Raw genomic sequence first — 17,491 nt, forward strand, 5'->3', positions numbered from 1 at the left:
AAGATGGAATATGCAATAACAGCTGACAATCTTGTTAAAAAGTATGGAGATTTCACAGCTGTTAAAGGAGTGTCATTTAAAGTCAAGAAAGGGGAAATATTTGCATTCTTAGGCCCTAACGGTGCTGGAAAGACAACAACAATCCACATGCTCGTCACACTGCTCAAACCAACCTCAGGAAATGCCACCGTTGCTGGACATGATGTTATAAAGGAACCAGACAAAGTTAGAAAAAAGATCGGAATTGTTTTTCAGGATCCAAGCCTGGATAGAGAGCTAACAGCTTACGAAAACATGTACATTCATGGAAAGATCTACGGGCTGAGTGGAGACAAACTGAAGAAGAGGATCATGGAAATGCTGAAATTTGTCGAGCTTGATGAGTTCAAAGACAGGCAGGTAAAGTTTTTCAGCGGTGGGATGCAGAGAAGGCTTGAAATTGCGAGGGCTTTGATCCATGAGCCAGAAGTTCTCTTCTTAGACGAGCCAACGATAGGATTAGACCCACAGACCAGAGCTCACATCTGGGAGTATATAAAGAAAATGAAAGAAGAACATGAAATGACGATTTTCCTGACAACGCACTACATGGACGAAGCAGAGCAGCTGGCAGACAGAATAGCAATCATTGATCACGGGAGAATCATAGCGGAGGGAACTTCAGAGGAGCTCAAAAAGCTCGTTGGGAATGATGTCATTTACATCAGAATAGCGAATGGAAAAGAAGAGGTAAAATGCTTAAATGCTGATTTCATAAGGGGATGTAAGGTTCTTCCTGACGGAAGGGTTAGGCTTGAGGTTGCAAACGCCGCTGAAGCTCTGCCAAAGCTCTTTGAGCTTGCCCAGCAAAATGATATCAAAATCTTGGAGGTTACGTACCACAGACCAACACTTAATGATGTGTTCTTATATCTGACAGGCAGAGAGCTGAGAGAAGAAAGCGCAGGCGGTTTTGATATGGCAAAAATAGCAGTTAGAAGGAGGTATATGAGATGAAGGCATTTACAACAATGGCGTATAGACAGATTAAGAGATTTTTCAGAGCGAGATCAAGAGTAATAGGAATGTTCGTGAATCCGCTAATGTGGCTCATATTCTTCGGGCTGGGATGGAGCAAGGTCTTCAACTTTCCGGCAGCAAGTGCACTCTTTGGAGGAGTTGATTATCTCTCATTCCTTGCACCGGGTATAACGGCAATGACAATCTTCAACGCAAGCTTCATAGCCGGGATAAGCGTTATCTGGGACAAGCAGTTCGGCTTTCTCAAGGAGATTTTAGTTGCCCCGGCATCAAGGAAAGAAGCCATAACCGGCAGAATAGTGGGAGATTCAGTAATGGCAGTAGTTCAGGGATTGGTCATCCTTCTATTGACCTTCACAATAGCAAGTAGCCTCAAGTTTTCCGGTGTGCTGCCGATGATCCTCATAGGCTTCTTGCTCGCAATAGCATTCTCAAGCTTCGGCGTCAGCCTTGCATTGAGGATGACAAGCATGGAAGGATTTCAGATGATAATGAGCTTTTTAATGCTTCCTCTGATGTTCCTCAGCGGTGCATTTTATCCCGTTGAAACAATGCCAACATGGATGCAGTATTTAGCCTATATAAACCCGTTAACATATGCTGTTGACGCAGCAAGGCACGTATTAGTTAATGCTCCAGCAACTACAGCAACAGCTCCAATACCGGGCATACCAACGGTCTCATTAACGAGATTTTCACTGATGACAGACATCGGTGTTCTTGCCGTATTAGCTTTGGCATTCCTGGCAATTGCTATGATTTCCTTCGAAAGGGCAACGATTGAGTGAGGGATAGAGATGAACAGACAAAAACTTACAATGCTTTGTGTTGCCCTGGCTGGGCTGATCTTTATTCCTTCAGTCTTTTTTAATAAGCCCTCCTTTGCATTAATTGGAGCTTTCTTTGACTGGCTTCCATTGCCAACAGGATGGATGAAAGCAGAAAAAGAAATCAACAGAACATTCCTCAAGCTCCATGTAGCGGTGACATTGATAGCATACGTCGTCTTTGTAGCGTGGCTCATTAAAAGAGCGGCAACAGTCGGCTTTACATTTCTCGAAATCTGGTGGCTGGCAGTAATCTTTGGAGTTCTAATGAACTACTGATTCTCTTTTTACTTTGTCCTTGAACTTTTCATAGCTTATCCTGAAAGCTTTCAACACTGGCAATTTTTCTCCTGCAAAAAATGCGAGCATTGCACCTCCCCCTGTTGAGATGTGGGTGATTCCCTGAATATTGTATTTATATATGCTCGCTATGCTGTGTCCCCCACCAACAATTGAGAACGCTTCACTCTCTCCAATTGCTTTAAAGACTCCTATTGTGCCCAATGCAAACTCTTCAATTTCAAAGACGCCCATAGGACCATTTGCCACTATTATTTTCGCTTGGTTTAGGATCTGAGAATATTTTTCAACGGTTCTTGAACCAATATCTAAAATTGGATACTTGTCAAACAGCCACTTTTCATCACTCAGCAAATCCACCTCAAGCCTCTCCCCTCTGTAATCAATGGCAAAGTCAACAGGAGTCCTGATATATGGATAAAACTCATCTAAGAGCTTCTCAGCTAAATCAACGAACTTCAAAAGCCCTTTCCTTTCAAGAAATTCAATGTTTGCGACTCCAAGGTTGTATCCCTTCGCCAATGTAAAGATGTGTCCAACCAATCCGCCAGTGAGTATTAAATCTGCTTTTTCTTGTTTTAACACGTTTTCTGCCACCCTAAGAGAATCGCCAACTTTCGCACCGCCCAGGACGTACACCTTTGGCTTTTCAGTGCTTTCATATGCTTTTATCAATGCACGAACTTCCTTTTCCATTAAAAAACCCATTATCATGGGTTTGATTCGTGCAAAACCTACAAGGGATGGTTGAGAGCGGTGAGCTGCAGCGAATGCATCATTGACAACATAATCTAAAAGCGGGGCAAGCTTTCTCACAAAATGTGTTCTTTCACATTCCTCAATTGGTTTCTGCTTTATCTCTTCAGCGGCAAAGCGGAGGTTCTCTAAAATCACAGCATCGCCTGGCTTGAGGGATTTTATCTTTTCTCTGGCATATCTGCCAAAAATGTCCTCAACATACTCGACTTCTCTGCTGATTAAAGAGCTTAGAATTTCAGCATGCTGTTCTGTTGTTATGTAGTCCTCGTTATATGGCTTGCTTTGATGGGTTGCTATCACGACCTTTGCATCATGTTCAAGAAGGTAAAGTAGAGTGGGCAGGATAGCCTTAAATCTCGCATCACTTATTATTTTCCCGTTCCTTACTGGGGAATTTAAATCCACTCGCAGAAAGACTGTTTTGTTATGATAATCAAAATCAGGAAGTCTAAACATTTCATCACCAAGAATATGTCAATCAAAAGCGCATTAAAAGGTTATCCTATACACTTCAAGTGATAACACGTATGAAAAAACATTGTAAGAAAAATTCAAAAAGTTAAGTCATCAAAAGATTTTCAATAAGCCTTATCGCTTCAATGATTTTTGCCTCCGGCTTTTCCTCCCCTCTCGGAAGTTCAAGGTTTATTACAAGCCTTTCTTCCCTGCCATCTTCCTCAAGATCATACACTTCAAGCTCCTCTATGTCGACATCTTCAAAGAGGCTCTCAACCTCTGGTCCAATTATCTTCTTGTCGTTTCCGTAGACCTCAACCCTCACAATATCATCTTTCGATGACGTTAGAACAACTATTTCGTAATTCCCAACTTTTTTTGTAAACCGTATCATGCTGCCGTACCCTACTATTTCCTCCTTGAATCCGAGTCTCTTCATGGTTGCCCTTATGCTGTCAACCTTTGCCTTCATCTTTCTCAGAATTCTCTCCTTGAGTTTGTAGCTCTCCTCAAGAGCTTTTTTAATACCCTCACCAGCCTTTTCAATCTCGCCTTCCCATATACCAATGATCTTCAAACCTGAAGAAGTAGATCTAAGCTCAATCTTAAGGTTATCAACATCAAAATCCCTCAGATCATCTATTTTAAGCTCACTAAGCCTTAGGATTTCAAATTCAATCCTCACCATATCACCAAAAGCTTTTCCCTTAAATTTCACGGGCATCACCCAAAGGAGGGAAAGAGATAATAGTTTAAAAACTCTTCTCTTCACAATATTGTAGAAAAGACAAAGAAAGAAGGAAAAAGCTCACTTTCTTTTTCTCAAGAGCAGCGGGATCAATGCTAATCCAACAAGAACTGCTGGACCACATGTTGAGGCTTGGGTAGCTGTTTGGGTTGTGGGTGAGCTTTCACTTGAAGTTTGTGAAGTTGTTGTGGTTGTTGTCTTTGTAGTTGAAGTGGGAGTTGGCTTGCCCATGACTTTTTCAGCAACAGCCTTGTTGCCGTAGAAGTCAATTGCAACTACTCTGATTGTGTACTCATCTGCATTAACTCCAGGAATCTGTGCAAGGAAGTAGTCCACGTTTGGTCCACCCTTGGTTGGCTCCGCTGGGTATTTCTTAACTTCACCGTTGGCTTCAATTTCAACGTATAGGTCTTTGATTCCCAGATTGTCGCTTGCCTTGAAGTAGACCTTAAACGGCTTTCCTTTTACCGGCTTGGCGGGTGAAGTGTAGGCAATGCTGACCTGTGGCTTTTCTGTGTCCTTGCCCTTTGTAATGACAAGCTGACTGACACCCTTTGGAACAGTAACTTCAAGGAGCATGTAGTGCTTGTCGCCAATTGTTCTCTCTCCAAGAACCTTGTATTTGACGGTTGTTGCACCTGCATCCACTTTTGCTCCGTTTGGCACAACAACAGCCAATTTTCCGCTTGCCTCTTTAAACTCGTTCACAAATTTGATTGCCGAACCGAAGTCGGTTGTGTGTCTGAAGACTATAAACTCCTGGGGAATTGGGAACGAACTTATTGGGCCGAATATTGTGCCGAACATATCCTTAATTCCAGGCAGCCTTACGTTTCCGTTCTCATCGATTTCCACGATTCTTGAGCCGTACCAGTTGTCCTTCTCTCTTTTATCTGGTGCACCTGTTGTGGTGGATGTTACAAACCAGTGCTCGTTGCCTTTCTTATCAACATAAACTTGGACGTAATCTGCGTGAACGTGTCCGCTTAGGACAAGCTTTATGTTGTACTTCTCAACATCCTCAAGGAAGCGTTTTGCAATATCCTCTGTCTTCCTTTCCTTACCGCCTATCCAGTACCAGCTTACGAGTGGAGCAATCTTATCCCAGTCCTCGAAGACGCTCATCCCTTCTATCTTTCCGCTTCTCCCCTCCGGTGTCTTGTACCAGTATGGGTGGTGCACTATGATAATTGGTATTTTGTCTGGGTTCTGCTCAAGTATCTTCTCCATCCATTCAAGTTGCTCCATTGTTGGATGTGATCTCTCGTTGTCTGAGTCGAGTGCAATTATTATGAACTTGCCAATTGTGAGATAGTATGTCGGTGGTGCAATCATCTTTGAGAAGTATTTTGGAGGATCATCGTGGTTACCCTTGACTATTATTGTTGGCTTTCCTGCGGCAATTGCATTTTCCATGAGTCCAAGAAGATACCCGTAAGCCTTGCTGTCGCCGGCAGTATCAACTACGTCACCCGTTGCGATTATGACATCAACATTTGGATTCATTCCCCAATAGGTGAAGAAGCTGTCATCAGCTACATAGCTGTGAAGAGGTATTGCCCCCTCACCGCACTTGAAGATGCTTCTGCAGAACTTTTCTCCGTTAACATAGCCAATCTTTGCTCCGCTTGTAACGTGAAGGTCGCTCCCATGTGCAATCCTGAGAACCTTCGGATACTCCTTAAGAACCCAGACGCCATTGGGGACAATGACTTTACCTTTGTTTGATTGCACGATAAGGAAGTAGTCGTCTGGAGCAACATTCTCTGGGATTTTAACTTTAAGCTCATCACCGTTCTTCTCAACTATTTGCAATTCATAAGGCCCATGGAGAATTGAAACTATTGAGAGCCCAGTGATTTCAACCCCAGGTTGTGCTTTAACGGTAATTGTATCCCCTGGAATTGCCACTGCTGGTGCTCCAGGTGCCGGGTACTGAAGGACGTCAAGGGGATAAAGTGTTGCTGCCTCTACTTGCACAGCTTGGAACATAGAAAATACCATCAAAACCAAAAGTAGTGCTATCCCCTTCCTCATGCCATCACCGAATAAAAAATTGCTCTGTTTCTCTATAAAACCTTATCCAACATAAACTTGTGTAACAGTGGAAGAAAATAGAATTGGATTTAACACTATGAGTTCCATCTAACTGAAATTAATGCCAATCCCATAATCTTCTCTGCAAGTTCACTTTTTCCCCCTAATCTCCTATATTCCTGGTATCCCTGCCATATTTTTGAGTACAGCTTTTGAGCAGTTTCAACTTTGTGCCTTCTTGTTGCAACAAACAGCCTTGTTAAATGAACTGCCATCTCCAGCAAAACAAAATCTGCTCTGCTGAGAGGTTTCGTAATTGCAGAAATAATCTCACCGTAAAGAGGGATAAACTTGCATTTCAGCACTTTGCTTTTTCCGAGCTCATCTTCAATCTCAGCCTCCTTGAGCTCTATTCTACCCTCAACCCAGCTCAGGTTTTTGATTCTTTTCAATGGTATTACCTTCGTGTTTTCAAACTCTGCATTAATTGGAATGTTCAGCGCAGCTTTTATCAGAAGCTCCACATCCTGGGTAATGTGGATAACTCCAAAAGGATGCTCCTTGATTTCCCGAAAACTCTTTCCCCAAAAAAGCTTGAAATACAAGCTATCTCCTCTTCGGACAACCCCTATCGGGGTTACATTAGACTTCGTTACCAGCAGAACCTCATATACCTTCCCTTCCTCAAATAAATCCAAAATTTCCATGCTCTCACCAAGAATGGAGTTAAGAAAAGAAAGTTAAAGCTGTTTTGGTAAAACAAGAATGTCGTCCTTGTTTATGTAGAAGGTAACCGGACCTTGAGGTTTTAGGCTCATTACATCTTTGTCACTTATTGTCCTTGCTATGATTCTGGTCTCTCCAAACATTCCAACGACCTCAATGAAGAATCCATAGTATTCAATGAGATCAACTTTCCCTTCAAGCTTCACTGCATTTTCAATTGGCTTTAAACTGATACGCTCTGGTCTTATAACAATGACAACTTTGTCGCTCTTATCAGTGTATGTTACTCCTTCAAGTCTGAAGTGCTCGAACTCGACAGTAACTTTGTCTCCCTCCCTCTCAACAACTTTTGCTGGAATTACGTTTGTCTTACCCATAAATGATGCAACAAATTCAGTCTTTGGCTTCTCATAGATTTCCCTCGGCGTTCCCACCTGCTCGACAGTTCCAACGTTCATGACAGCTATCCTGTCACTTATTGCCATTGCTTCTTCTTGGTCGTGTGTAACGTAAAGCACTGTTATTCCCAGCTCACGTTGAATTCTCCTGATTTCAGAACGCATCTCAAGTCTGAGCTTTGCATCAAGGTTCGAAAGGGGTTCATCGAGGAGGAGCAATTTGGGTTCAACTACTATAGCTCTCGCTATGGCAACTCTCTGCTGCTGACCACCGCTGAGCTGAGTAGGATAACGATCTTCAAACCCTTCAAGCTTTACCAGCTGAAGTGCCCATCTGACTTTTTTCTCGATTTCATCCTTTGGAAGCTTCTTGATCTTGAGACCGTATGCAATGTTGTCATAAACCGTCATATGAGGCCAGAGCGCATAGTTCTGGAACACTAAGACTGCTCCCCTTTCGCTTGAGCTCAGGTAGGTAACTTCTTGATCATCAAAGAATATCCTTCCCTTGTCTGGAAAGTCGAGACCTGCAATTATTCTCAGCGTTGTGGATTTCCCACATCCACTTGGGCCGAGCAGAGTAAAGAGCTCACCGTGCTTTATGTGAAGATCTATTCCCTTCAATGCCACAGTTTCCCCAAAGGTCTTAACAATATTCTCAAGTTTGACTTCAACCAACTTTCTCACCTCATGTTAATCCTATGAATGCATACCTCTGCTTGGTGATTATGTTAACCAACACAATTGAGAGTATCTGGACTGTAATTAACAGCACACCCAGAGCTGCAGCAAGCTGGGCACTTCCGGCAGCAGACATCATGATGTCCTTCATGAACGCTGTAATCGGTGCATACTGCATGTTGAGTGAACCCAGTGTAATACCAACGCTTGTTTCGCTCATTGAGTAAACGAAGCTGAGCATTGCACCGCCAAAGACATTAAGTGATATCAGGGGCAGCAAAATACCTGTTACTGTTTTCCATCTGCTCGCTCCAAGGTTCATTGAAGCCTCCTCAAGGGAAACATGAACCTGCTGAAGTCCTGCATATACAGAACGAGCTGAGAACGGCAGCCTTCTTATTGAATATGCCAATATAAGCACAAAGGCTGGGTTGAAGCTGAAGATATTCGTTGGATCCAGTGGAGTGTTGGGGAACACTTGTGAGAAGAAGTAGAAGTAGCCCATTGCCACAACTATACCTGGAACGGCTATTGGGATTATGACCAAGCTTTCAAGCACTGGGGTTAAGATTCCTTTGAACCTGCTGGTTGCATATGATGATGTAACTGAGAGAAGCACGATAAGCACAACAGCGGCACCTGAATACATCAGGCTGTTTATGATGTATCTCCTGACATCAGGGTTGAAGAGCATCTGCTTGACGTATTCCGTTGTAAATCCTTGGGGCATTACAGTAACGCTCCACTGCTTGGAGAATGCCAGCAGGACAACACCGATTTGTGGAAATATTGTTAGGAGCAACAGAGGAAGTAAAACCACATAAATTATCGCAGCCTGCCATGGTTTTGGTTTGCTGACTCTCGGCTTCCATCTTCCGCCTTTGCTGAGCATAGCGTACTGTCTCAAGCTGACATACTTCCTGATTCCAAGGAATGCGAGTACAGCTAAGGTGAGCATTATAATTGACAATGCCGCAATTTCAGGACTCCTTTCACCCAGACCATAGAGGAATTTGCTGAAGATTTGATAGGACATCAGCTTCTTAGCCAAAGGATCACCTTGGAAGACGATTGGTGCTGCTAAATCTTCAAGGCTGAAGATAAACACAAGCGTTGCACCAGCCGCTATACCTGGCAAAGCTAATGGAAATGTTACTGTTCTAAACAAATGGAACCCCCTGCTCCCGAGATTCTCTGCCTGCTCCTCCAATGTGGGATCAATGTTGATAAAGCTTGCATATGCGTTGAGATACACTATTGGGTAGTAGGTCATTGCTTGGGCTAACACAACACCTGCCAGACCATCAATTTTAATCCTAAACGGCAGGATATGGAGAAGCTCATAGAAAATGTAGTTGATTAAACCTGTGTCAAGGAACATCTTCTTAATGACATATGCATTGACGAATGGAGTAACCAGCAGGGGAATAAACAGGGCAATTCTAAAGAAATTTTTCCCTTTAAACTCATATCTCGCCATTATAAAGGCAAAGATCGTTCCCATTAAGGAAGCTAAAAGCGTCACAAGGGCGGCAACTACAAGCGAGTTGATGACAACTCCAAAATCTATTCCCCTGATTAAATACACGGTCTCTCCAGTCGCAGTAACTGTTTTTATTGCAAAGTCTCCTTGGGGCGGGAATTGTACATAATAACTTGAGGTTAATATGCTCTTAAACCAGTAGAGGGAGAAGTGCCCCTCATGGCTAAATGCTATTGCAAGCATAGCCAAAACGGGTATTATTAAAAACACGACTATATACAGTAGGGGGAAAAGGTAGGAAAAGGAAACGAGAGGTTCAAAAAGTGGCGTTCCAAAAAGCTTTTCGCTCCACTTGCTTACCCTCATCCTTGCACCTCCGATAATACTTTGTTATACTTAGCCCTTGCGGCATCTCTCCACTCCTGCATGAGTGTGTCTTTAAACCCGGGATCCTTTATAAGTCTTTCATTTATTTTCTTTGCATAGTCTTCAGTAAAGGTAACCATTTTTCCTGTATCTGGGTCTTTAAACTGTATCGGAGCCAAAAGCTGTGCTTTAAGCTGTTCATACTTGTCCTTACTAATCTTACCCTGCTTGTATGCCTGGACAAGGGCAACCCATGCCCTGTGGAGCTCTTGGTTTGCATCAACGAGTGTCGCCTTAAAGTAGAACTGCATCGCATAGACAGTTGCCAGTGCCCTTGCATCGTCAAACTGAATACCCTGAGTCTGAAGAGCCAATTCGTAAGCTTTCTTCAAATCTGGTCTCTTCTGCCCCTCAGGAGTGTCGAAGACTGCAGGGTTTACTGGAAGCCTGTTGACATCTTCATTGAGCCAGATCTTCTGTCCATCAGTGAGAACCCAGTATATGAAAGCCTGAGCAGCCTCCGGGTGCTGAGAGTTCTTAAGCAAAGCGATGGGATCACCATTGATTATGCTTTCTCCTTTGGGTATGATATAGATACATGCAGGGTTGAGCTTCATTGCTGTATATCCATAGAAGTCAATTGTATTTCCAACAGCTATATCACCAGCTATAACTGCCTCTCTAACAGCGTCACTTGCATCATAAATCTTTGAGTTTGCAGCTATGATTGTGAGAACCTTCCATCCTTCGTCCCAGCCAAAAGCTTGAAGGATGATCTGATAGATTCTTGTGTTTGATGTACTTCTTGTTGGATCTGCGATACCAACCTGCGGTGGATCCAAAGCAAATGTCTCACTTGCTATATCCTCCCACTTTTCGGGCATTGGGAGGTTCCACCTCTTCAGGACATCCTTGTTCACGGTGAAACCGAATGACGAAAGTGCAGCTGCAATCCAGTAAACCTTTCCATCCTTTCCTTTTCTTACCATTGGCATTCCGGCGATGTCTTCTTTTATCTGTGTTCCAAGAAGACCAAGAACCTTCTCATCTGTAATTGGGGCTAAATAACCCTGCTTAAAGAGGTCATCAAACAGTGTTGGTCCTCCTCCCCACCCGATATCAGCACCTCTCTTAATCAATGCAGGCCACTGGGAGTCTGGAGCCTTAATAAACTTAATGTTTACGATGTTGTACTTCTTTGCGATGTCGCTTTTCAGAAAAGCCTCTTTTGCCAGCATCTGAATTGTTGTGTCATGTCTCGTCAGAACGATTAAGGTTATTCCCCCACTGGGTTTTGATGTGCTTGTTGCGGTAGTGCTTTGTTCTCCACCACCAATGCATCCGGATACTATACTAACGAGAAACAGCAGCACAAGGGAAAGGGCAATGCCTTTTTTCATTTTGACTCACCTCTGAGGGAGTTTTACAAAAGCTTCTTTAAATTTTTGCCACAAAAAAATGTCAAAAATTAAAGATTTAAAGAGAAAAATTCACTTTCTTTTTCTCAGTAGGAGTGGGATTAATGCCAATCCAACAAGAACTGCTGGACCGCATGTCTTGCTGGTTGTAGCTGGAGCTGAAGTGCCTGTTTCAGTTGGCTTTTCAGTCTCTGTTGGCTTTTCTGTTGTTGTCTCTGTTGGCTTCTCCTCCACCTTGCTTGCTTCTTTAAGTGCCCAGTGGATGAAGTTTGTAACGAAGGTTGGACCGTCAAGTGGAACTCCGTGGTACTTTGGCGCCCATGTTGGCTCATAATCTCCATATGGTGATTCACCGCTAACAATGAGCAAGCTCTGCTTTCCGTTGTCAAGCTTAACAAACTCAACCGCTAAGAGTGGGAATACACCAGTGTCACCGGCCATGTATGCATTTGCCGGTGGATCGTTGTTCTCAACGATTGTACCGTCCTTTGAAGTTTTGACGATTCTGTAGACATTCTCTGGGATGTTATCTGTCAAGGTATGCCAGTTCCCTTGGTCATCGACGTAAGCAACAACGCCAGGACCGTGATAGAGGACTTTTCCTCCATGCTTAAAGCCTTGAGTGATCATGCTTGCGTCTGGTGTGTTTGGATCTGGATTAACGATACCAACAACTCTGTATCCTGCTCCAGCGTTGCTTACTGGGTCTTCAACTGAACAGAGGTCTAACCTGAGGTGACCGATTCCAAGCTGGTCGAGGAGAGCGTTAACTGTCTCCTGAACCTGTACACCGCTTCCGTAGTCGCTGTCACCAGCAATCCAGAGGACTTTGCCACCCTGCTTGAACCATTCTGCAATTGCTTGTATTTCATCTGGTTCGAATGGGCTTGATGGCTGACCGATAATAAGCATGTCAACGCCCTTGAGGGCATCGGCGGTAATTTTATCGCCAAGGTGTGGGATTCCCAGTGTATCGGCAGCAGCAGGATCACCAAAGTATGCCCACTTCACGTCAGTAATTGTCTTCACAATCCCATGTGCTAAAGTTTCATTTGTATCTCTGTCAATAACATCCCCTGCAAGGTACTTGTCGTTTTCACCGTGTGCCAAATCCACAGCAACTGTTGCTGCACTGGCAAAAGCGACTCCAAACAGCCCAAACAGAACAAAAACTGACAACAGTACTGCAAGCTTCTTCATGGCGTTCACCAAAAATGTTTAACGTATAAAGGAGTTATAAATCTTATTGAATCTCCATTAGGTAACAATGTGTACCAAGGAACCCGAATTTATATTGGTAAATGTTTAGATAATCAGCATTGAGAGACAGCATCGTACATCTGTAGCTGTTTAAATTGTATGACAGACCTCAATGCGTAAATGCCTTAAAGGATAAAACCATTTTTGGCTTAGGTGGTGCAAATGGACATAGAGAAAAAGATCGAACTGATAACAAGAAAGCCAACTGAGGAAGTACTGACCGTAAAGAATCTGAGGCAGCTCTTGGAAATGGGCGTTCCTCTTCAGCATTATATCGGATTTGAAATAAGCGGTTACATTCATCTCGGTACTGGATTAATGGCAGGTGCGAAAATCGCTGACTTCCAGAAAGCGGGTATAAAAACAAGGATATTCTTAGCGGACTGGCACAGCTGGATTAACGATAAACTTGGAGGAGACCTCGAGACGATTCAAAAAGTAGCTTTAACTTACTTTAAAGAAGGAATGAAGCAGAGCATCAAAGTTATGGGCGGAGATCCAGATAAGGTGGAGTTCGTCTTAGCGAGTGAGATTCTTGAAAAAGGCGACTACTGGCAGACCGTCATTGACATTTCAAAGAACGTTACGTTAAGCAGGGTTATGCGTTCCATCACGATCATGGGCAGGCAGATGGGAGAGGCAATAGACTTTGCAAAGCTGATCTACCCGATGATGCAGGTTGCTGACATATTCTACCAAGGAGTTAACATCGCACACGCTGGAATGGATCAAAGAAAGGCTCATGTCATTGCAATAGAAGTCGCTGAAAAGCTGAAGTACCATCCGCTTATCTGGGAAGGCAAGAAATACAAGCCCGTTGCAGTTCACCACCACCTCCTGCTCGGATTACAAGAGCCTCCGAAGTGGCCAATTGAGAGCGAAGAGGAGTTCAAAGAGATTAAAGCAGCAATGAAGATGAGCAAGTCAAAGCCATACTCCGCTGTTTTCATACACGACAGCCCTGAAGAGATCAGGCAGAAGCTTAGGAAGGCATTCTGTCCTGCAAGAGAAGTCAGATACAATCCAGTTCTTGATTGGGCAGAGCATATAATCTTCCGTGAGGAGCCCACTGAATTTACCATTCACAGACCAGCCAAGTTCGGTGGTGATGTAACTTATACAACGTTTGAAGAGCTCAAGAAGGACTTTGCTGAAGGAAAGCTGCACCCACTTGACTTAAAGAATGCGGTTGCCGAATACCTGATAGAGCTCCTCAAGCCGGTCAGAGAGTACTTTGAAAAGCACCCAGAGCCTTTAGAGCTGATGAAGGAAGTTAAGATTACGAGATGAGCCTAAATCCCTTCTGACAATTTTCCTATTTTCTCTTTTAAATCGGGAGCTTATTTTTGATGATATCCCATATTAACTCTACGTCAATTCCAAAGTATTGGTGTATCAAAATGTTTCTGAGTCCAACATAACAGAACATCTACAAACGATAAAGCTTCCGAATAACCCTTTTAACATCTTCAACTTTTTCGCTTGAAAGCAATCCTACCCGAGCTCTCACTATTCCCTTTGCCACAGAGAAGACGATATACGGCTTTATAATGCTTTTCTTCTTAAGGTAACCTCTGGGGTAAAGATTTATGTCTTCCTCAGTTAGCTCCACATTGTATTCCCTAAGTCCGCTGTTTAGGTTTGTGCTTATTTGAACCACAACCAAACTGTTGCTGATCCGGTTGAAATCCGTATTTGAGATAACCAAAACTGGTCTGGTCTTCTTTTGGGTTTTATCGGTAAAAGGGAAATCCATAGTAACTACTTCCCACTGCTGGATTACCTTTGGAGGATCAGGGCTCATAAGGTACTCCTCCCACGTAATCATCTGGGTCATTATTCCAGTCCTCGGCGAGAATTGGCTCGATCACCTTGAGCATGCTTTTTATAAACTTCTCGTCCTCATCCTGAGATTTAGCGTTAGGAATCTTCTTTGAAAGTACAAACTCCCTTAAGGCTTCTTTGACCACCTCACTTCTGTTGGAGTACAGTCCAGCCTCTACAAGTTCATCTATCATCTTTGCTATTCCAGCGGGAATTCTTACGGTTATCTTTACACTTGAAGCAGACATTTAGATCACCTTGTAGCCTTATTGTCAGACACAAATATAAAGCTTTTGGAGACAGTTAAGATTAGACACTCTTTTTAAAACAAAGATTCATGAATACTTCCGTGAACACATCTTTACTCTGGTGGTGCTCCTTGAACGTTAACTTAGATGATCTTTTTCAAGGGAATTCCACAGCAACATCAGCACTTCCAAAACACTCAGGGACTTTTGATGAAACTTTTCGTCAGAAAAGTTTGTGGTGCGGGGGCGGGGATTTGAACCCCGGAACCCCTACGGGACGGGACCCTCAATCCCGCGCCTTTGACCAGGCTCGGCAACCCCCGCTCAAGCCAAAATATTTCGGTTAAAATCAGCTTATAAAGTTTTCTGTTTGCTGTTACCGAAAAATTTATAAAACTCTCAACTCCCAATGATTTTGGACGCGGGCCGGTAGCTTAGCCTGGTTAGAGCGGCGGACTCTTAATCCGCAGGTCGGGGGTTCAAATCCCCCCCGGCCCGCCAACAAGCTGCACTTCTTCTGGAGTGCTTTTCGGAGACAAGAAAATGAGTTTTGAAAAATTAGGACTCTCAGAAAATACACTGGGAGCAGTCAGAAGAAAAGGGTTCTCAGAACCTACAGACATTCAGAGGGAAGTTATCCCTCTTTTCTTAAGAGGAGATGCAGATATAGTTGGACAATCACAGACAGGAACTGGAAAAACAGCATCATTCGCATTACCGCTTGTGGATGTTATCAACGAGTATGAAAGGGAAGTCCAAGCAATAATTTTAACGCCAACAAGAGAGCTTGCTCTTCAAGTAGCTGACGAGATAAAGTCTCTTAGAGGCAAGAAAAGGATAAAAGTTCTTTCAGTGTACGGAGGACAGCCAATAGGTCCTCAGATAAGAGCCCTTAGAAAAGGAGCCCACATAGTGGTTGGAACTCCTGGAAGAGTTCTCGACCACATCAGGAGGGGCACATTGAGGCTTGACGGAATTCAATACTTCATCTTAGATGAAGCTGACAGAATGCTTGATATGGGTTTCATAGACGATATAAGAGCAATATTCAGAGAAACACCAAGGGATAAGCGTGTTCTCATGTTTTCAGCAACGATGCCCCGTGAAGTTTTGAAATTAGCAAAACGATACATGAAGGAATATGAACTGATAAGAACAAGCAGCGACGAGCCAGTTCCAAACCTTGTGGAGCAGGAGTATATTGAAGTCGTACCAGCAAGAAAAATATCCGTGTTGGAAAGAATACTAAACAGTGAATTCTATGGGATAGTCTTCTGCCAAACGAAGAGGGAGACCAGGATACTGGCAGAAAAGCTTGCACGTATAGGATATAGCGCTGAAGCTTTAAACGGAGATATGAGTCAAAAAAGCAGAGAAAGGGCTCTGATGCGCTTTAAAAGGCGAAAGATAAACATCTTAGTTGCCACAGATGTTGCTGCAAGAGGAATAGATGTTCAAGACATCACCCACATTGTAAACTATTCTTTGCCACAAAACGCTGAAATGTATATACACAGGATTGGCAGAACAGGAAGAGCGGGCAAAAAAGGAAAAGCAATAACTTTCATCATGCCGGGAGAGTACAGGAGGTTAAGGTACATTGAGAACATTGCAAAAGTTAGCATAAAGAAATCAAAGCTTCAAGAAAGTATAGACAGAGAAAAGAGGAGAGACTCAAGAAAGATATACTGAGATTTGTCAAGACTTGGCAATATCAAGAATTATTTTAAGGTTCTCCCCCTCTTCTCTTATCTCAATCCAAAACGCTGAATACTGTTCTAAGTCAGCTCCAACTTCTGGGTCTGAAATTATAATATTGTAAAGATATTCGATCAGCTGTTCATGGAACAGAGGGTTATAATATTCAACAAACTTTTCAAATCTGAATGTCCAGACTTTTCCTTCAGAATAGCCCTCCGGCAGTATGCCTTGAGAAAGTGACTGAAGTTTCTCATCAAGCCTCAAGTTTGGAAAGCTCCTCAAAATTACTGATGTCAAGCTTCCAAAAATTGCCTGTGCATCTGCATTGGTGAACTTGTAATCCTGCTTTAGGAACTCTATCCCAGAAACAATTCCTAAGCTCTTTACTTCAGCACTGCCATTTACAAGCTTGATTTCGTAAATTGTTGCATTTGAAATTATTTTCCCTTTCTCCTTCCAGTACCGGTAATATGCCCCCAAATCCATGGCGGGAGGGTGCTGATCTAAGACAAAGTACCAGCCTTCAATTTCTATTACAGCTGCCGCATGCCCGGTATCACTATTCGTGAAGTTAATGCTGAAAATATAAACCGGGGAGTAGTTCATGTCCAAAAGCAGTCCAGCCGTTAGGATTGCATAGTCAGTGCAGATGCCTTTTCCCTTCATTATCGTTTCGTAAGGAGTTTGTACTGTGTTGTTCTTCCCCTTTACGACCTTAAAACTTCCATTGCTGTACATTTCAATTTCTGGAGCTGGGAGGGATGCCTTTTTCCAGTCATATTGGATATGCTCCTTCTCCCACTCTAAGATGTTCCAGGCACTTTGCTGTAAGCTGTCACCTTTAAGCTGCTCAGCTAAGGGCTTTATTTTAGCAAGCTCCTCTTTATTCAAAGCACACGGAATTGCCCTTTCGAGGATGTATCTCCAGAGAGGGTCTGAGCAAGAGGAAGTGGTGTTAACTTGGGGCAATACTGCCGTTGAAGCGGTGGTCTGAGTGGAAGGAGCAGCTGTTGAGGAATGGGTAGAAAGAGTTTCAGAAGTTGATCTTTCTGTTTGGGTGATTGTCTCGATTTGAATGCATCCGCTTACAAATACAAGTGCTATTATGAGTGCTGAGAGCATGAATTTAAGCAGCTTCATAACATCTCACCTTAGAGGTTGTTATGTGTCGAGGATTTAAAAAGTTCCGAGAGCACTAAGTAGGTTTTATCCATGAGCTCCCTTAGTCTGGCTGCTTTA

17 protein-coding genes and 2 tRNA genes are annotated in these 17,491 nt (G+C 43.2%); 6 read left to right on the forward strand and 13 right to left on the reverse strand.

The features are described 5' to 3' along the window. The first annotated feature begins 3 nt into the window (after positions 1 to 3). The 3 genes from TERMP_RS05885 to TERMP_RS05895 are packed head-to-tail and all read left to right on the forward strand — an operon-like array spanning position 4 to position 2,126. Entirely contained in the window at positions 4 to 996 is a 993-nt protein-coding gene (locus TERMP_RS05885; protein ID WP_013467456.1) for an ATP-binding cassette domain-containing protein, read from the forward strand. Beyond that, complete coding sequence (locus TERMP_RS05890; protein ID WP_013467457.1) at positions 993 to 1,808, forward strand: ABC transporter permease; 816 nt, start codon at positions 993 to 995, stop codon at positions 1,806 to 1,808. The genes TERMP_RS05885 and TERMP_RS05890 overlap by 4 nt, the downstream gene beginning before the upstream one ends. 9 nt (positions 1,809 to 1,817) lie before the next feature. Then, positions 1,818 to 2,126: a hypothetical protein gene (locus tag TERMP_RS05895; RefSeq protein WP_013467458.1), complete on the forward strand. Its 309-nt coding sequence runs from the start codon at positions 1,818 to 1,820 to the stop codon at positions 2,124 to 2,126. Here TERMP_RS05895 and TERMP_RS05900 read toward each other — a convergent pair. The 8 genes from TERMP_RS05900 to TERMP_RS05935 all read right to left on the reverse strand — a co-directional run bounded on the left by TERMP_RS05900 (position 2,112) and on the right by TERMP_RS05935 (position 12,419). Then, positions 2,112 to 3,362 (reverse strand): phosphoglycerate kinase, encoded by a 1,251-nt coding sequence (locus TERMP_RS05900; protein ID WP_013467459.1) that lies wholly within the window; start codon positions 3,360 to 3,362, stop codon positions 2,112 to 2,114. The two genes, TERMP_RS05895 and TERMP_RS05900, sit on opposite strands and share 15 nt — an antisense overlap. Positions 3,363 to 3,465: 103 nt before the next feature. Next, on the reverse strand, positions 3,466 to 4,080 hold the full coding sequence (locus TERMP_RS05905) for a hypothetical protein (RefSeq protein ID WP_013467460.1): 615 nt from the start codon (positions 4,078 to 4,080) through the stop codon (positions 3,466 to 3,468). A gap of 90 nt (positions 4,081 to 4,170) precedes the next feature. Beyond that, complete coding sequence (locus TERMP_RS05910; RefSeq protein ID WP_013467461.1) at positions 4,171 to 6,147, reverse strand: metallophosphoesterase; 1,977 nt, start codon at positions 6,145 to 6,147, stop codon at positions 4,171 to 4,173. A 95-nt stretch (positions 6,148 to 6,242) separates the two neighbouring features. Then, positions 6,243 to 6,854 carry a DUF447 domain-containing protein gene (locus TERMP_RS05915; RefSeq protein ID WP_013467462.1) on the reverse strand — a complete coding sequence of 204 codons (612 nt, stop codon included), beginning with the start codon at positions 6,852 to 6,854 and terminating at the stop codon, positions 6,243 to 6,245. Positions 6,855 to 6,887: 33 nt separating this feature from the next. Then, positions 6,888 to 7,949, reverse strand: coding sequence for an ABC transporter ATP-binding protein (locus tag TERMP_RS05920; protein WP_013467463.1), 1,062 nt, complete (start codon positions 7,947 to 7,949; stop codon positions 6,888 to 6,890). Between the two features lie 10 nt (positions 7,950 to 7,959). Beyond that, on the reverse strand, positions 7,960 to 9,801 hold the full coding sequence (locus TERMP_RS05925) for an ABC transporter permease (protein WP_013467464.1): 1,842 nt from the start codon (positions 9,799 to 9,801) through the stop codon (positions 7,960 to 7,962). Continuing rightward, positions 9,798 to 11,201, reverse strand: a complete 1,404-nt coding sequence (locus tag TERMP_RS05930) for an ABC transporter substrate-binding protein (RefSeq protein ID WP_013467465.1) — start codon at positions 11,199 to 11,201, stop codon at positions 9,798 to 9,800. The genes TERMP_RS05925 and TERMP_RS05930 overlap by 4 nt, the downstream gene beginning before the upstream one ends. 90 nt (positions 11,202 to 11,291) lie before the next feature. Continuing rightward, on the reverse strand, positions 11,292 to 12,419 hold the full coding sequence (locus TERMP_RS05935) for a CGP-CTERM sorting domain-containing protein (RefSeq protein ID WP_013467466.1): 1,128 nt from the start codon (positions 12,417 to 12,419) through the stop codon (positions 11,292 to 11,294). Between the two features lie 222 nt (positions 12,420 to 12,641). Here TERMP_RS05935 and TERMP_RS05940 point away from each other — a divergent pair, with 222 nt between their 5' ends. Beyond that, positions 12,642 to 13,769 (forward strand): tyrosine--tRNA ligase, encoded by a 1,128-nt coding sequence (locus TERMP_RS05940; RefSeq protein WP_013467467.1) that lies wholly within the window; start codon positions 12,642 to 12,644, stop codon positions 13,767 to 13,769. A gap of 37 nt (positions 13,770 to 13,806) precedes the next feature. Here TERMP_RS05940 and TERMP_RS11400 read toward each other — a convergent pair whose 3' ends face one another. From TERMP_RS11400 to TERMP_RS05955, 4 genes are all read right to left on the reverse strand, one after another. Further along, positions 13,807 to 13,908, reverse strand: a complete 102-nt coding sequence (locus TERMP_RS11400; protein ID WP_081452207.1) for a HepT-like ribonuclease domain-containing protein — start codon at positions 13,906 to 13,908, stop codon at positions 13,807 to 13,809. Next, positions 13,909 to 14,283 (reverse strand): type II toxin-antitoxin system PemK/MazF family toxin, encoded by a 375-nt coding sequence (locus TERMP_RS05945; protein ID WP_013467468.1) that lies wholly within the window; start codon positions 14,281 to 14,283, stop codon positions 13,909 to 13,911. Then, positions 14,273 to 14,551, reverse strand: coding sequence for a ribbon-helix-helix domain-containing protein (locus TERMP_RS05950; protein ID WP_013467469.1), 279 nt, complete (start codon positions 14,549 to 14,551; stop codon positions 14,273 to 14,275). The genes TERMP_RS05945 and TERMP_RS05950 overlap by 11 nt, the downstream gene beginning before the upstream one ends. A 236-nt stretch (positions 14,552 to 14,787) precedes the next feature. Beyond that, positions 14,788 to 14,875 (reverse strand) — tRNA-Leu (locus TERMP_RS05955). A 99-nt stretch (positions 14,876 to 14,974) separates the two neighbouring features. Between TERMP_RS05955 and TERMP_RS05960 the strand changes: the two genes are divergently transcribed. Continuing rightward, a tRNA-Lys gene (locus TERMP_RS05960) sits at positions 14,975 to 15,052 on the forward strand. 42 nt (positions 15,053 to 15,094) lie between these two features. Continuing rightward, positions 15,095 to 16,243 (forward strand): DEAD/DEAH box helicase, encoded by a 1,149-nt coding sequence (locus TERMP_RS05965; RefSeq protein ID WP_048159944.1) that lies wholly within the window; start codon positions 15,095 to 15,097, stop codon positions 16,241 to 16,243. Positions 16,244 to 16,249: 6 nt separating this feature from the next. On the opposite strand, the gene TERMP_RS05970 is transcribed toward TERMP_RS05965, so the two are convergent. Further along, positions 16,250 to 17,392: a transglutaminase-like domain-containing protein gene (locus TERMP_RS05970; protein ID WP_013467471.1), complete on the reverse strand. Its 1,143-nt coding sequence runs from the start codon at positions 17,390 to 17,392 to the stop codon at positions 16,250 to 16,252. Between the last annotated feature and the right edge of the window lie 99 nt (positions 17,393 to 17,491).

The organism is Thermococcus barophilus MP, assembly GCF_000151105.2.
Taxonomy (GTDB): Archaea; Methanobacteriota_B; Thermococci; order Thermococcales; family Thermococcaceae; genus Thermococcus_B; species Thermococcus_B barophilus.

What these genes read in the sequence shown, in the direction of transcription:
- TERMP_RS05930 (WP_013467465.1), bottom strand. Translation starts at nt 11,201, where the DNA reads ATGAAAAAAGGCATTGCCCTTTCCCTTGTGCTGCTGTTTCTCGTTAGT.
- TERMP_RS05890 (WP_013467457.1), top strand. Translation starts at nt 993, where the DNA reads ATGAAGGCATTTACAACAATGGCGTATAGACAGATTAAGAGATTTTTC.
- TERMP_RS05915 (WP_013467462.1), bottom strand. Translation starts at nt 6,854, where the DNA reads ATGGAAATTTTGGATTTATTTGAGGAAGGGAAGGTATATGAGGTTCTG.
- TERMP_RS05895 (WP_013467458.1), top strand. Translation starts at nt 1,818, where the DNA reads ATGAACAGACAAAAACTTACAATGCTTTGTGTTGCCCTGGCTGGGCTG.
- TERMP_RS05965 (WP_048159944.1), top strand. Translation starts at nt 15,095, where the DNA reads ATGAGTTTTGAAAAATTAGGACTCTCAGAAAATACACTGGGAGCAGTC.
- TERMP_RS05900 (WP_013467459.1), bottom strand. Translation starts at nt 3,362, where the DNA reads ATGTTTAGACTTCCTGATTTTGATTATCATAACAAAACAGTCTTTCTG.
- TERMP_RS05945 (WP_013467468.1), bottom strand. Translation starts at nt 14,283, where the DNA reads ATGAGCCCTGATCCTCCAAAGGTAATCCAGCAGTGGGAAGTAGTTACT.
- TERMP_RS05910 (WP_013467461.1), bottom strand. Translation starts at nt 6,147, where the DNA reads ATGAGGAAGGGGATAGCACTACTTTTGGTTTTGATGGTATTTTCTATG.
- TERMP_RS05950 (WP_013467469.1), bottom strand. Translation starts at nt 14,551, where the DNA reads ATGTCTGCTTCAAGTGTAAAGATAACCGTAAGAATTCCCGCTGGAATA.
- TERMP_RS05970 (WP_013467471.1), bottom strand. Translation starts at nt 17,392, where the DNA reads ATGAAGCTGCTTAAATTCATGCTCTCAGCACTCATAATAGCACTTGTA.
- TERMP_RS11400 (WP_081452207.1), bottom strand. Translation starts at nt 13,908, where the DNA reads ATGTTCTGTTATGTTGGACTCAGAAACATTTTGATACACCAATACTTT.
- TERMP_RS05925 (WP_013467464.1), bottom strand. Translation starts at nt 9,801, where the DNA reads ATGAGGGTAAGCAAGTGGAGCGAAAAGCTTTTTGGAACGCCACTTTTT.
- TERMP_RS05885 (WP_013467456.1), top strand. Translation starts at nt 4, where the DNA reads ATGGAATATGCAATAACAGCTGACAATCTTGTTAAAAAGTATGGAGAT.
- TERMP_RS05940 (WP_013467467.1), top strand. Translation starts at nt 12,642, where the DNA reads ATGGACATAGAGAAAAAGATCGAACTGATAACAAGAAAGCCAACTGAG.
- TERMP_RS05935 (WP_013467466.1), bottom strand. Translation starts at nt 12,419, where the DNA reads ATGAAGAAGCTTGCAGTACTGTTGTCAGTTTTTGTTCTGTTTGGGCTG.